This is a genomic window from Streptomyces sp. NBC_01410 (assembly GCF_045040195.1).
GTDB lineage: Bacteria > Actinomycetota > Actinomycetes > Streptomycetales > Streptomycetaceae > Streptomyces.
On record NZ_CP109530.1, the window covers coordinates 7616776 to 7631497 of the forward strand.

Below are 14722 nucleotides of genomic sequence, written 5' to 3' on the forward strand. Positions count from 1 at the left end.
AAGGTCACCACCCGGGCAGCAAACGGGCACGCGGGCCCCTGATACGGACATGACCCGGTCGCCCACGGGCGGGGCGCGTGTGGCATCCTGTTGGCTCCCCGATCTGATCAACGTTGAGGTGCGCGCATGGCGGGCGGCACCCAGGAATTCGTACGGACCGAAGAGTTCAGGTGAAAATGCGGCCCGGAGAACGGCAAGAGGGCAGGCATGAGGCCTTGTCCGTGGTGCCTGACGGCTCCGGCCCGACCGCCGCTTCCGAGCCAGTCGTTGCCGACGTCACCGAGACCACCGAATTCGCGGACACGCCCGAGATACCCGAGGCCGTGCGGGCCGCCGCCCGCCGGGCGCCGGGGCACTGGATCGGCGTGGTCGACCCGGAGTGGACCGAGGAGCGGACGCCGCCGGAGTGGGCGGTCCTGGGGGAGTGGCAGTCGGACCAGGACGGGGGCCTGGGGGACTACCGCGCCAACCCGGCGTACCGGCCCTCGGCCCGGGTGCTCGGCTGGCCGGAGCCCAGCGACCCGGTGGACGCGGCGGCGCAGCGTGCCGCCACCGGTTACGGGTCGGTGGACGAGGCGCTCGCGGCGCTCGCGGAGGCGGAGATCACAGTGGTGCGCGGGCCGGACGGCGGGCCGCTCACGGCCACCGGCCTGGACGGGGCACCGGTGGTGCTGTTGTTCACCTCGCCGGTACACGAGTTCATGTCCGCGGCACTTCGACATGACACGCTTCCCGCACGCGAGTTGGCCCGTTCACTCAGTGATTCGGGCACCCGGTTGCTGGCGAACGCCGGAGCCGCGGCCCCCTTGCTCGTCCCGGCGGACAGTCTTCTCGATCCCGTACGTGTGCCGGGTGCCGAGGGGGCGCCCGCAGCAGAGGCCGTGACGGTGGAGAGCTCCGGCGGCCTCTCCGGCTCGGCGGACCGTACCGGCCCTGCGGCCGCCCGGACCGACAGCTCTCCTGAACCCTGGCCCCACACCACAGGGAGGACCACGTGACACGTTCGGCTCCACAACCCCCCACCTCTCCGCGTGCCGAGCCCGGTTCCGACGGCGAGGAGACGGCCGCGACCGCAGCCGTCGCCGAGCCCGCACCCGCTCCCGCACCCAAGACCGAGCCCAACTCTGAGCCCGCGGAGGCGAAGAGCGGAGCCGAGGCCGGTACGAAACTTGCCGCGGCCGAGGAGACGGCCGCACAGGGCAGCACCACAGAGCCCGAAGGCGGCGCCGGCTCCGAGACCGGCGCCAACTCTGAGACCGGCACCAACTCCGAGAGCCGGGCCGGCTCCGAGACCGGCACCAGCTCCGAGAGCGGGGCGGCCTCCGGCAGTCAGTCCGAAGCCGAAGGCGACCCCGGTGCCGCCGCGGCCGCCAAGAGCCGGCTGCCGGCGCTCGTACGGACCATGGCCGTGACCGCGATCGACCGGCCGCAGCAGCAGGCCGGACCGGTGGGGAGGCCGGGTAAAGCGGTGCTGGCCGGGGCCGCGGTCGCGGGGGCGCTGCTCGTGTCGGTGCCGTTCATGATGCTCGGCGGGAGCGACGACAAGGACCGCAGGGGGCCGGCGTCGGAGGGAACAGTGCTCGGCGGGAACGCGCAGGACGCACCGGGCGAGTTCGCTGCGACCACGCCCGACACCGGTTCCTCCGGCGACGGCAAGAAGGACCCCGACCAGCAGGGCAAGCAGAAGGAGCCGGTGAAAGAGGCTTCCGCGTCCGCCCCGGTGAAGAAGGACGCCGGTACGAAGGACCAGCCGGAGAAACAGAGCGGCGGGACGAAGTCCGACGTCCGCAAGGACCAGCCCGCGAAGGCCGGTTCGGGCGTGACCCTCAGCGCCCCCGTCTCCCTGCGCAGTCACCTCTCGGGCCGTTGCATCGACGTACCGGGCGGCGACTTCAGCGACGGCAAGCAGCTGTTCGTGTGGGACTGCAACAACGGCCCCACGCAGAAGTGGCAGTTCGCCTCCGACGGCACCGTCCGCATCAACGGCAAGTGCCTGGATGTGGCCAACGCGAACTACAACGACGGCAGCCCCATCCAGATCGCCTGGTGCAGTGGCAACGCCGCCCAGAAGTTCGTCCTGAACGCCAGCCACGACCTGGTCAACACCGTTGTCGGCAAGTGCGTCGACATCAAGGACAACAACCGGGGCAGCGGGGCCTGGCTGCAACTGTGGAGCTGCGCGGGGACCGACAACCAGAAGTGGAGCGTCTGACAGGACGTCCCGCAGACCGAGAACACCGCTCTCGGCACTCGCCCGCCCCCAGGGCGAGGCATGATGGCACCGTCGGCTCGCCGACACGCGCCCCCGGACGAGGGGGCGCCCGCTGCAGACGCCCCCGTGGCAAGGAGGTTGGTGCGTGTCGCGCCAGGTACTGACCGTCGGTCCGGGGGACCGGGACCGCTACCGGACGATCGGTGAGGCACTCGCGGCCGCCCGTACCGGCGCACTCATCAGCGTCCGGCCCGGGACATACGCGGAGAACCTGGTGATCAACACCAGGGTCACCCTCACCGCCGCCGAAGGGCGGGGGACGGTGGAGATCCGCCCGCGCTCGGGCAGCGTGATCGCGCTGCGCGCCGACGCCGTGATGCTCTCCGAACTGACTCTGCGCGGCGGCGACGCCGAACTGCCGGCCGTGGACGTGCGGCGCGGGCAGGCCGCCCTCGACGGCTGTGAGGTCGTCGGCGCCGCCTGGACCGCGATGCTGGCCGGCGGAACGGGTTCACTCGCGCTGCGGGAGTGCCGGGTGAGCAACCCGCAGGGCGCGGGCATCGTGGTCACCTCGACCACGCCAACCACCGTGGAGTCCTGCACCTTCGAACACCTGGGCACCAGCGGCCTGGTCATCGCGGAGCAGGGCGAGGCACGCATCCGCGGTTGCACGGTCCGCGACGCTCGCGGCAACGGCCTGCTCGCCAACGGCGAGGCCCGCGGCACCGTCGAGGACTGCGACATCTCCTCCACCGACAAACCCTCCATCGCCCTGGAGCAGAACTGCTCCCTCTCGGTGGTCCGCACCGTGGTGCACGACACCAGCACCGGCGTGCACCTGAGCAGCGGGGGCCGTACGACGCTGGAGGACGTCCGCGTCACCGGAGCGTCCGGGAACGGCATCACACTGGCCCAGGGCACCGACCCGGTACTGCGCCGCTGCCGCGTCTCGCGTACGCGCGGCCACGGCGTGCTCGTCACCGACCGGGCGCGCGGCACCTTCGAGGACTGCTGGGTGGACGGCGCGCAGGGCGCGGCGCTGCGGGTCGCGGGAGCCGCCTCCCCGGCCCTGACCGGCCTGACGGTCCGCGACTGCGACCAGACCGGGCTGCTCCTGGAGGAGGACTCGGCGCCGGAGCTGGACCACCTCGAGGTGATCGGCGGCTCGCCCGCGATCGCGGTGCGCGGCGGTGCCAACCCGCTGCTGCGACGGGCCCGGCTGGTGGAACCCTCCGGTGACGGCATCTCAACCGCCAAGGACGCCCGCGGCCGCGTAGAGGACTGCGAGATCGTCCGGCCGAAGGGCGCGGGTGTACGCGTCGCCTCCGGCAGCACCCTCTACCTGGCCGGTGGCGGAGTCTCCGACACGGCCACCAGCGGTCTGGTCGTGGAGGACGGCGGCAACGTCACCGTCCGCGACTTCCGCGTCGAGATATCCGGCGAGGAGGGTGTGGTCGTCGCCACGGGCGGCGAGCTGACCGCCAACCGCACCGCGGTGCACGCCCCCAAGGGCCACGGTTTCCTCCTCCGCGAGGGCGCGCTCGCCTCGCTCAGCGGCTGCGAGGTCTCCGGCGGCGCCCAGGACGGCTTCCGGGTGGAGTCCACCGCGCCGGTGTCCCTGGTGAACTGCCTCGCCCGGGAGAACGAGGGCGGCGGCCTGGTGCAGACCGCGCCCGGCGACCGGCTGGCCGTTGAGGGCCTGAACAGCACCGGCAACGGCAAGCGGGACGCGTGGGGCAGCGGCAGCGCCGAGAACACCGACCCGGCCGGCTCCGGCGCCGCGGACGCGCCCCCGCCGGACCGCGCGGACGGCCCGCTCGGCGCCCTGAACGCGCTGATCGGCCTGGAGAACGTCAAGCAGCAGGTGCGCACCCTGGTCAACCTGACGCAGCTCGCCCAGCGCCGCGAACAACTCGGCATGTCGGCCCCGCCGATGAGCCGGCACCTGATCTTCGCCGGTCCGCCCGGCACCGGTAAGACCACCGTCGCCCGCCTGTACGGGGCGATCCTCGCCGAACTGGGTTCGCTGCGCAGCGGGCACCTGGTGGAGGTCTCCCGAGCCGACCTGGTCGCGCAGGTCGTCGGCGGTACCGCGATCAAGACCACCGAGACCTTCCAACGGGCGCTCGGCGGTGTGCTGTTCATCGACGAGGCGTACACGCTCGCCTCGGACAGCGGCAACGGCGGCGCCGACTTCGGCCGTGAGGCGGTGGACACCCTGCTGAAGCTGATGGAGGACCACCGCGACGACGTGGTGGTGGTCGCGGCCGGCTACTCCCGCGAGATGGAGTCCTTCCTCGGCTCCAACCCCGGCTTGGCTTCCCGCTTTTCGCGGACCGTCGAGTTCGAGAACTACTCGGTGCCCGAACTGGTCGCGATCATGGAGAACATGTGCGCCCAGCACCAGTACGAGCTGGGCGAGGGCACCGCGGCGGCGCTGGCCGCGCACTTCGAGGCGATGCCTCGGGACGGCGGCTTCGGCAACGGCCGTGCCGCACGCGGGGTGTTCGAGGAGATGGTGGACAGACAGGCCGTCCGGCTCGCCACCCTGCAGCAGGTCGGTGAGCACGACCTGCGGCTGCTGCTGCCGGAGGACGTCTCCGCCACCGCCGCCACGAAGGCCGCCGAGACCGCGGTCCCGGCCGACGACCCGCTGACCCGCCTCGGCGACATGATCGGCCTGGCTGAGGTGAAGCGCGAGGTCGCGGACCTGGTCAACCTCATCACCACCGCCCGCCACCGTGCCGCCGCCGGGCTGCCGGTGCCCTCCCTCAGCAACCACCTGGTCTTCACCGGCCCGCCCGGTACGGGCAAGACCACCGTCGCCCGCCTGTACGGGGAGATCCTGACCCAGCTCGGCATCCTCGACCGGGGCCAGCTGATCGAGGCGGCCCGCGCCGACCTGGTCGGCCGCTACATCGGCCACACCGCCCAGCTGACCCGCGAGGTCTTCGAACGGGCCCGCGGCGGCGTGCTGTTCATCGACGAGGCGTACACCCTCACCCCGCGCGGCGGCGGCGCCGACTTCGGCCAGGAGGCCGTGGACACCCTGCTGAAGCTGATGGAGGACCACCGCGACGAGGTGGTCGTCATCGTCGCCGGCTACACGGACGAGATGGAGCGCTTCCTCGCCTCCAACCCGGGCCTGTCCTCCCGCTTCCCGCGCCGGATCTCCTTCGCGGACTACTCCTCCGAGGAACTGGTCACCATCGTGCGGGCCCAGGCCTCGAGCATGGGCTACGAGTGCGGAGCCGGCACCGGCCCGCTGCTCAAGGAGTACTTCGACTCGCTGCCCCGGGACCGCTCCTTCGGCAACGCCCGCCTGGCCCGTCAGGTGGTCGAGACGATGGTCACCCGCCAGGCGGGGCGGCTCAGTTCACTGGCCACACCCACTCTGGACGACCTGCGTATCCTGCTCCCCGAGGACGTCGTGTCTGCGGCACCGAAGGCGGCTCCCCGATGACGATGCCCGCCCGCGGGGTGGCCCGCCTGCTGTCCGGCACCGGACTCGCCGCCGCGCTGCTGCTGCCCACGGCCGTCCCGGCCCAGGCGGCACCTCCGTCGCGCCTGCCTGCGGCCGACGGGAAGAAGGGCCAGGAACTGCCCGGCATGCCCTCCGCGCTCGATCCGGACGCGGATGCGGTCACCTGCACCCCCGCGTCCCGCGAGAAGGCGAAGAAGCAGGACTGGTCGCGCCAGCGCCTCGACCTGGACCGGCTGCACCAGTACAGCACCGGCGCGGGCGTGACCGTCGCCCTGATCGACACCGGTGTCGTCCCGGGCGCCGCCGGGCTCAGCGGCAGGGTCACCGCCGAGGGCACGGCCGGCGACGACTGCGTCGGCCACGGAACCTTCATGGCCGGGCTGATCGCCGGGACCGGCGACGGCGGCTCGCGTCTGACCGGTGTCGCCCCGGGCGCGAAGATCCTGGCCCTGCGCGGTACCGACCAGCGCGGTCGGGCGAGCGCCGACCTCGTCACGCAGGCGCTGCGCGAGGCGACCGAGGCCGGAGCCGACGTCATCGCCGTCGCGGCGGCCCTGCCGCGTCGTGACGCGGACCTGACCCGTGCGGTCGCCGACGCCCGCCGTGAGGGCGCGCTGGTGGTCGCCGCGGCCACCCCGGACCCGCCCCGGGGCGGCACCGACGAAATCCCGTCGCGCACCTACTGGCCGGCCGGTGAACCCGGGGTCCTCTCGGTCGCCGACATGCTTCCCGGCGGTGTCCGCCCGGACAACTCCCTGGCCACCAGCGGCATCGACCTGGCCGCCCCCGGCGCCGGGGTGGTCTCCGGCGGCCCGCGCGGCGACGGCCACTACCTCGGCGCCGGCGCCTCGGTGGCCACCGCCTACGCCGCAGGGGCCGCCGCGGCAGTCCGCGCCGTCCGGCCCGACGACTCGCCCGACGCCGTCGCGCGCCGTCTCACCGCCACCGCCTACCCCGCCGACATCCCCCAGCTGGACCCGTACGCCGCCGTCACCACGGTCCTCGGCGACTCGGGTACGGCTGCCGGCGCCGAGCGCGCCGCGGACCCCGTGGCCGTCCGCGACACCTCGGCCGCCGACCGCGCCACCGACCGAGCCACGCTTTTCGTCCTCCTCGGTACCGCAGGCGTCCTCGCCATCCTGTGGGCGGCCTTCGCCCTCCCCAGGGCCCGCGCCCGGGGCTGGCGTCCGGCGGGAGCGGGCGGCACGGACAAGGACTGAACGGAGCTGCGGGTGGGCTGCCCCTTGGCGCCCCACCCGCAGGCCCGTACGGCCGGCCCCGGCAACTCGCCGGTGCCGGCCGTACGTTGTTCCCGACCAGGTGCCGACGCCGAAACGCCGGCTCGAGAACTCGCCGGTCACCCATCGGTCGCGGCCGTCCACCAGCGCCGTACAACCGGCCCGGAACCGGCAGCGGGGGCCACCTCAAGTGGCCCCCGCTACCGGTTCCGTACGTACCCTTCGCGCTCGTGGTTCCTCAGTCCGCCTGGCCCTGGGGCTCCTCCACCAGTGCCGTCTGCATCAGCTTCGCCCGGCGACGGGCGATGTGCAGCGCTCGGCCCGGAGGGAGGTTCCGGGGCTTCGCGTTGCCGAAGAGACGGCCCTCCGTGGGCGGGCAGGAGAGGAGGACGGCGGGGTTGTTGGCCTCGTCGAGGCGGCGGATGAGTCCGTCGCTGAGGCCGCGGCCGGCGCCCATGGCACTGCGGGCGACCACCAGGTGCAGGCCCATCTCGAAGCCGAGCGTCAGGTACTCGAAGAGCGGCTCCATGGGGCTCTGGAACGAGCTGCCGGAGACCATGTCGTAGTCGTCGATCAGGATGAACAGACGCGGGCCGGTCCACCAGTCGCACTTGCGCATGCGGCTGGGGGCGATGTCGGCGCCGGGGACGCGGGTCTTCATCGCCCTGGCCGCGCCCTCGATGGTCTCCTTGAGGTTGTCCAGGGAGATCACGTGCCCGATGCGGTACTCCTCGGGGACGGTGTCCACCAGGGTGCGGCGGTAGTCCACCACGATGATCTTCGCCTCGGCGGGGGAGTAGCGGGCGGTGATGCCCGCGGTGATGCCGCGCAGCAGGTTGGTCTTGCCGCTCTCGGTGTCGCCGACCACGATCAGGTGCGGGGTGCGGCTGAAGTCGTGCCAGACCGGTTCCAGGGCGTCCTGGTCGATACCGAGAGGCAGGCGCATGCCGCCGCCCTCGGTGGACTCGGGCGCGGGGAGTTCGGCGAGCGGGAGCCGGTGCGGCAGCATCCGCACCTGCGGGGCCGGTGCGCCGGACCAGTGCCGGGCGACCTCGGTGACCAGGTGGGCGACGCCCTCGCCGAGGTCCTCGAGGGAACCGCTGCCGTCCAGCCGGGGCAGGCCGGCGAGGAAGTGCATCTTGCTGTCGGCGGTGATGCCGCGACCGCCGCTGCGCGGCACCGAGCGGGCCTTGCGGGTGTCGATCTCGGAGTCCATGGGGTCACCCATCCGCAGTTCCAGGCGGGTGGCGGACTGGTCGCGCACCTGCGCGGACAGCTCCACCCAGCGGGTCGTGGTGATGAGCAGGTGGATGCCGTAGTTGAGGCCGCGGGCGGCCAGTTCGTTGAACTTCGGGATCAGGTCGTCGTAGTCCTGGCGGACCGTCGACCAGCCGTCGACCACCATGAACACATCACCGAACGGCTCGTCGGGGAACTCCCCGGCTGCCCTGCGGCGGCGGTAGGACTGCATGGAGTCGATGGTGTGGTCCACGAAGAACTGCTCGCGCCGGGCGAGCAGCGTCATCACCTCGGCGACCGCCCGGTGCACCCGCTCCGGATTGAGCCGCGCCGCGACGCCGCCCACGTGCGGCAGCGCGGCGAGCTGCGAGAGGCCGCCGCCGCCGAAGTCCAGGCAGTAGAACTGGATCTCGGCGGGGGTGTGGGTGAGGGCGAGGGCGCCGATCAGGGTGCGGGTGAGCGTGGACTTGCCGCTCTGCGAACCGCCCGCGATGGCGACGTGGCCGCCTGCCCCGGACAGGTCCACGACCAGCGGGTCGCGGCGCTGCTCGAAGGGCTTGTCCACCAGGCCGACCGGAACCCGCAACTTGCCGGTGCCGGACCAGACGGTAGCGGTGAGGCCGCGCTCGGGGTCCGGAGCGATGCCGGGCAGCAGGGCGTCCAGCGGGGACGGCTCGTCCAGCGGGGGCAGCCACACCTGGTGGGCGGCGGGGCCCGAGTCACGCAGCCGGTCGAGGGCCACGGCGAGCAGCGTCTCCTCGTCCTCCTCGCTCTCCTCGGTCTCCGGCTCCGGTTCGGGCGCCGCCTCCAGCGTGCGCGGCACCACCCAGCCGCTGGTCCACGGCACCACCTGGCTGGCCACCCGTGCCTGCACCACCGCGCCGGTGCGACGACGGTAGGTGCCGGAGGAGTAGGCCGCCCGGAAGCGGGTCAGTGACTCCACACCGGACTTCAGATAGCCGCTGCCGGGCTGGGCCGGAAGCTCATAGGCGTCCGGCACACCGAGCACGCCGCGGCTCTCCATGGCGGAGAAGGTGCGCAGGCCGACCCGGTACGACAGGTGGCTCTCCAACTGGTGCATGCGGCCCTCGTCCAGGCGCTGCGAGGCGAGCAGCAGGTGCACCCCGAGGGAGCGGCCGAGGCGGCCGATCATCACGAACAGGTCCATGAACTCCCGGTGCGTGGAGAGGAGCTCGCTGAACTCGTCGACCACCACGAACAGACTCGGCAGGGGGGTGAGGTCGGCCCCCGCGGCGCGGGCCCGCTCGTACTCCAGGGCGGAGGTGTAGTTGCCGGCCGAGCGCAACAGCTCCTGGCGGCGCATGAGCTCGCCGTGCAGGGCATCCTGCATGCGCTCCACCAGCGCCACTTCGTCGGCCAGGTTGGTGATGACGGCGGAGGTGTGCGGGAGTTCCTCCAGGCCCAGGAAGGTGGCGCCGCCCTTGAAGTCGACCAGGACGAAGTTGAGGGTCTCGGAGGAGTTGGTCAGCGCGAGGCCGAGGACGAGGGTGCGCAGGAGCTCGCTCTTGCCGGAACCGGTGGCGCCGATGAGCATGCCGTGGGGGCCCATGCCGCCCTGCGCGGACTCCTTGATGTCGAGTTCCACCGGGCGGCCGTCCACACCGACCGCGACCGGAACCCGCAGCCGCGCGGTGCCGGTGTGCCGGGCGAAGAGCGTGGCCGGGTCGTGCCGGTGCAGGTCGGGGATGCCGAGCAGGGTGGTCAGTTCGACGTCGCTGTCCAGCGGCTGCGCGATGTCGGTGCCCAGACTGATCCGGCGGGAGGTGAGCAGCCGGGCCAGCGACTCCGCGGCGAGCGGGCCGAGCCGGTCCGGGCGGCCGAGCGGCACGGAACGCTCCTTGCGGCTGCGGTCGGTGCGCACCAGGCTCACCCGGTCGGGACCGACGGTCAGCCGCAGCGTGTTGCGGCCGGGCCGCCAGCGCAGCGCCCCGGAGACGTCGAGGACCACGGCGTTGCGGTAGCCGTGCCCCTCCCAGCGATGGCCCTCGGGGACGGTGACGCCGTCCAGGACGACGACGGTGTAGGGCTCGTCACGACTGGGGCGGGCATCCGCGTCGAAGCCGGGACGCTCGGCGAACTCGGCGCCGAGCAGGTCGTCCAGCTCGGTGAGGTCGGCGGTGATCCGGCGGACCTGACCCGCGCCGTCCTCCTCGTGCGGGTGCAGCGCGTGCGGCAGCCACTTGACCCACTCCCAGTCGGGCCGGCGCTCGTCACTGACACAGACCGCGATCCACAGCTCCTCGGGCGCGTGGAACACCGCGAGCTGGCCGAGCGCGGCGCGCACGAGAGCGCGTACGGCGTCGGTCGGGTCCTCCACCGGGGCGCCGCCCTCGGCCCGGGCCCCGCCGGTCTCCCCGGCCGGCGGGACGCCCGGCTCGGCGGTCGCCCCGCCCGGAGTCTCCTCGGGGCGCAGCAGGATCCGGGCCGAGGAGCGCAGATAGAGGCCGAGGGGCTGTTCCGGGACGGTGGAGTAGGCGCGGATGAAGCGGCGCAGGGCGTGGGCGCAGAGCGGTTCGAGGTCCTCCACCGGTCGGGTGGAGACCGGTTGCAGGGTGAGCGCGAGCTGCTGCTCGCCGACCGCGAGTCGGGCCTCGCCGAAGTCCTCGTCGGTCGGACGGCGCTCCCACAGCCGCGAGGTGCGGGCCAGCGAGCGCAGCGAGGCGGGGTCCGGGTGGCGCCAGGCGAGCGCACGCTGCTGCTCCACGATCGTGGCACGGACCCGCTTGCGGGTCTGCGCCAGATAGCGGAGGTAGTCGCGGCGTTCGCCCTTCAGGCGCTGCTTGCGCTCGCTGGAGCGGCGCATCAGCTGCCCCAGCAGCATGGCACCGGCGGAGAGCGCCATGACGCCCATCGCCAGATACATGAAGACGCCGTTCCCGCCGCCGGGGCGCAGGAACATCAGCATCATGGACACCGACATCAGCGCCATCGGCAAATAGGTCCATATCGCCGAGGTGTCGGGCACGGTCTCGGCGAGGACCGGTGGCTCCTGAAGGGTCAATTGACCCTCGGGCATCTCCGGTCCGCGTCTGCGGGCCGGCCGGCGAAACAGCACCACACTCAAGGAACAGAACCTCCGGTTTCACTGCCTTTGTTGCCCGCACCGAATACCGGCACGCCCGGTAGCGGGAAAGACCGCACCGAGCTGATTCTCCGGGTGCCGCATGACGCGGTGAACGCCGGGGTGAATGTTTCGAGCGGATAGCGGGGACGGTCAACTCCCGTGAAGGACAACTCCATACCGGACAATGAGTCCGGTCCGCAGCACGATCCGGCGGGCGTAGGCAGTAGTCTGCATTCACGGAACGCGACCTGTCCACGTGGGAGAGGCGGTCGCTGGCCGCGCGGACACAATTCCCCAGCCCGGTACCCCCGTTCCTGGCCGCGCCAGGCCTTCCGTACTCTTCGCAGGTCCCCTCTCCCGGGGAAGTCCTCCTGTCAAAGCCCCCACGGAAGACGAGAGTTCAGCTGATGACCGACAGTGCGGTGGCCGAGCTGTGCCGCCTGACCGTACGTGCGCCGAGCGTCTCCGTCGATCTGGCCGTGCCCGCCGACGTGCCGGTCGCCGATCTCCTGCCGACGCTGCTCCGTTATGTGGGCGAGGAAGCCGAGGAGGCCGGTCTCGACCATGCCGGCTGGGTGCTCCAGCAACTCGGCGGCGCCCCGCTCGACGAGGAGACCACCCTCGCCCACGCCGGGTTCGCCGACGGCGCCGTGCTCTACCTGCGCCCGCACACCGAGGCGCTGCCCGAGGCCCGGCTCGACGACCTGGTGGACGGGATAGCCGACACCGCGGGCCGGAAGCTGCACACCTGGCACCCCGAAGCGGCCCGCGGACTCCTGGTGGGCACCGCGGTGGCGACCGTGGCGGCCGCCCTCGCGCTGGTGCTCTGGCCCGGGGCGACCGGCTCCGAATCCACCCAGGTCGCCTTCGCGGCCGTGACCGGGCTGCTGCTACTCGCGGGCGCGGGCTCGGCCAGCCGCGCGGTCGGCGACCGCCTGTCCGCGACCGCGCTCGCCCTGCTCGTCGCGCCCTGCCTGGCGCTGGCCGGCTGGCTGCTGCCGGGCGGAGACCTGACCGGCCCCGACGCGGCACAGGTCGCGGGCGCACGGCTCCTCGCGGCAGGCGCTGCCGGAGCGGGCGGCGCGGTCCTCGCGCTCGCCGCCACCGCGGTCGGCGCCCCGGCCCTCTTCGCCACCGCGCTGGTCTCGGTGGCGACCGCGATCGCCGGGGCACTGATGGGCTACACCGGCCTGGACGTACCGGCCTCGGTGGCGCTGGTGGCGACCGTGGTCGCCCTCGCCGCCGGAGCGGTGGCACCGTTCGCCTTCAAACTGGCCGGGATGCGCCTGCCCGCGCTGCCGTCCTCCGCAAGCCAGCTCCAGGAGGGCATCGAGCCCTACGCGGGCGACGAGGTCGCCGAGCGCACCGAACTGGCCGGGCGCTGGGTCACCGCGCTCTTCGCCGCCACCGGCATCATCGCCGCGGCCGCCCTGGTCGTCCTCACCGACCACCCGAACCTGCCCGAGGTGCTGACCTCCGTCGGGCTGAGCCTGCTGCTGCTCCTGCACTGCCGCGGCCTGGTGCACATCGGGCAGCGGCTGACCCTGGCCCTACCCGGCGTCTGGGGGCTGCTGCTGCTCGCCCGCTCCTGGGCGGTGGACGACCACGGCGACGGACGCGTACTGGTCTTCGCGGTGCTGCTTGCCGCCGCGGCCGCACTCGTGATCGCCGCCTGGACGGTGCCCGGCCGCCGGGTGCTGCCGTACTGGGGCCGCGCGGCGGAACTGGCGCACACCGGCTTCGCGGTGGCGCTGCTGCCGCTCGCCCTCTGGGCGGCGGGGCTCTTCGGCTGGCTGCGCGGCCTGTTCGGCTGAGCACACCCCTACGCCGCGGCATGGAGAAGGAGTTGAGGAGAGGCCGTGCAGTCCAAACGAGACCAGGTACACGCCCACACGTTCATGATGGGCAGGCTCAGCTCGAGCCTGCTGATGGCCGACCCGGACGCCCCGGAGAGCCCGCTCGGGCGCACCACCCGGGGTGTGGTCTTCGGCGTACTGGTCACCGTCCTGATCGGCGCGGGCGCCACCGTCTACGGCCTGCTGCGACCTGGCGGGAACGACGCCTGGCGCGACGGCAAGCACCTGGTGGTCAACCGTGACACCGGCGCCCGATATCTGTGGACCGGCACCGACGGCGTACTGCACCCCGTGCGCAACTACGCCTCGGCGAAGCTGATCGGCGGCGCCGACCTGGCGACCGCGGACGTCCGTACGCCCTCGCTGCAGGGCGTCCCGGTGGGCGCCCCGGTCGGTATCCCCGGCGCCCCGGACGTCGTGCCCGGGGCCGGCCAACTCGACGACGGCGCCTGGCACATGTGCGTCACCGGTCCTGACGGGGCGCTGCTCAACACCTCCGGCGTCGTGACGACCAGCGGGGTGGACAAGCCGGGCGCCACCACCGTGGCGGCCGGGATGCCCCTGGACTCCCGCGGCATCGGCCGCGACCGCGGTGTGCTGGTACGCGGCCCGGACGACACCGAGTACCTGGTGTGGCGGGGCAGTAGGCTGCCGCTGGACCGTGCCTCCGACGCCCGCAACGCCCTCGGTTACGGCTCCCAGCAGCCGATGCGGGTCTCGGCGGCCTTCCTCGACGCGCTGGCGCCCGGCCCCGCCCTGAAGCCGCCCGCGGTGGCGGGGCGCGGCGAGAAGGGCCCCGAACTCGGTGGTGAGGCCAGCCGGATCGGCCAGCTGTTCAAGGTCAGCGTGCCCGGCGGCGGCAGTACCTACCACCTGCTGCGCAAGGACGGCCTGGTGCCGCTGACCCGGCTCGGCGCCGCCCTGGTGCTGGGCGACCCGGCCACCCAGAAGGACGCCTACCAGGGGCAGTCGCCCGAGGTGCGCACGGTCGGCGCGGACGCGCTGCGCGAGCACCGGGCGAAGGATGCGGGCTCCGCCGGATCCGCGGAGCTGCCCGACTCGCCGCCGCTCCCGCAGTCCGCGGAGCGCGGCACCGCCCTCTGCGCGCAGGTGGACGGCGACAACGGCGGCGTGCGGATCAGGTCGGTGCTGGTCCCGCTGACCCAGCTCGCCCCGGTCGCGGTGTCGGAGGGCACGGCCCAGCCGCTGAAGCCGGCCTGTGTCCCGACGGACGCCACGGTGGTACGGCCGGGGCACGGCGCTCTGGTCCGTGCCCTGAACGCGAGCGGTGCCGCGCACGCCGGAACCACCTATCTGGTGGCGGAGAACGGCGTGAAGTACCGCCTCTCCGCCAAGGAATCGCTGGCAGCACTCGGGTACGAGGCCGCGGACATCGGCTCGGTCCCGGCACCGCTGCTGGCGGCCTTCCCCACCGGCGCGGACCTCGACGCGACCGCCGCGGCCGGCGCCACCGAACCCAAGGTGACGGCTCCCGAGTGCGGCGCCGCCGATCGGTCGGAGCAGCCCGGGAAGACCGAAGAAGCGGACAAGGCGGACGCAGCGGGCGCCGCTTCACAGAGCTGACACCACGCACCGATTCCGGCTAGG

General features: G+C 73.1%; 7 protein-coding genes. 6 read left to right on the forward strand and 1 reads right to left on the reverse strand.

The window, feature by feature from the left end; genetic code table 11:
- Positions 1-176 precede the first annotated feature (176 nt).
- The 4 genes from OG741_RS34785 (at position 177) to OG741_RS34800 (ending at position 6916) form a co-directional block, all read left to right on the forward strand.
- A complete protein-coding gene (locus OG741_RS34785) occupies positions 177-998 on the forward strand; it encodes a type VII secretion system-associated protein (RefSeq protein WP_405605946.1) in 822 nt (273 codons plus the stop codon).
- Positions 995-2212 carry a ricin-type beta-trefoil lectin domain protein gene (locus OG741_RS34790; protein WP_405604332.1) on the forward strand — a complete coding sequence of 406 codons (1218 nt, stop codon included), beginning with the start codon at positions 995-997 and terminating at the stop codon, positions 2210-2212. The genes OG741_RS34785 and OG741_RS34790 overlap by 4 nt, the downstream gene beginning before the upstream one ends.
- A 145-nt stretch (positions 2213-2357) precedes the next feature.
- Positions 2358-5675 (forward strand): right-handed parallel beta-helix repeat-containing protein, encoded by a 3318-nt coding sequence (locus OG741_RS34795; protein WP_405604334.1) that lies wholly within the window; start codon positions 2358-2360, stop codon positions 5673-5675.
- A complete protein-coding gene (locus tag OG741_RS34800; protein WP_405604336.1) occupies positions 5672-6916 on the forward strand; it encodes a S8 family serine peptidase in 1245 nt (414 codons plus the stop codon). The genes OG741_RS34795 and OG741_RS34800 overlap by 4 nt, the downstream gene beginning before the upstream one ends.
- A 256-nt stretch (positions 6917-7172) precedes the next feature.
- Here OG741_RS34800 and eccCa read toward each other — a convergent pair whose 3' ends face one another.
- Positions 7173-11210: a type VII secretion protein EccCa gene (gene eccCa / locus OG741_RS34805; protein WP_405604338.1), complete on the reverse strand. Its 4038-nt coding sequence runs from the start codon at positions 11208-11210 to the stop codon at positions 7173-7175.
- 455 nt (positions 11211-11665) lie between these two features.
- On the opposite strand from eccCa, the gene eccD reads away from it, so the two are divergent.
- Positions 11666-13072, forward strand: coding sequence for a type VII secretion integral membrane protein EccD (gene eccD, locus OG741_RS34810; protein WP_405604340.1), 1407 nt, complete (start codon positions 11666-11668; stop codon positions 13070-13072).
- A gap of 45 nt (positions 13073-13117) precedes the next feature.
- Positions 13118-14698, forward strand: coding sequence for a type VII secretion protein EccB (gene eccB, locus OG741_RS34815; protein WP_405604342.1), 1581 nt, complete (start codon positions 13118-13120; stop codon positions 14696-14698).
- Positions 14699-14722 lie beyond the last annotated feature (24 nt).

Excerpts from the sequence above, each read along its gene's own strand:
- eccD (WP_405604340.1), top strand. The coding sequence starts at position 11,666 with ATGACCGACAGTGCGGTGGCCGAGCTGTGCCGCCTGACCGTACGTGCG.
- OG741_RS34785 (WP_405605946.1), top strand. The coding sequence starts at position 177 with ATGCGGCCCGGAGAACGGCAAGAGGGCAGGCATGAGGCCTTGTCCGTG.
- OG741_RS34800 (WP_405604336.1), top strand. The coding sequence starts at position 5,672 with ATGACGATGCCCGCCCGCGGGGTGGCCCGCCTGCTGTCCGGCACCGGA.
- eccCa (WP_405604338.1), bottom strand. The coding sequence starts at position 11,210 with ATGCCCGAGGGTCAATTGACCCTTCAGGAGCCACCGGTCCTCGCCGAG.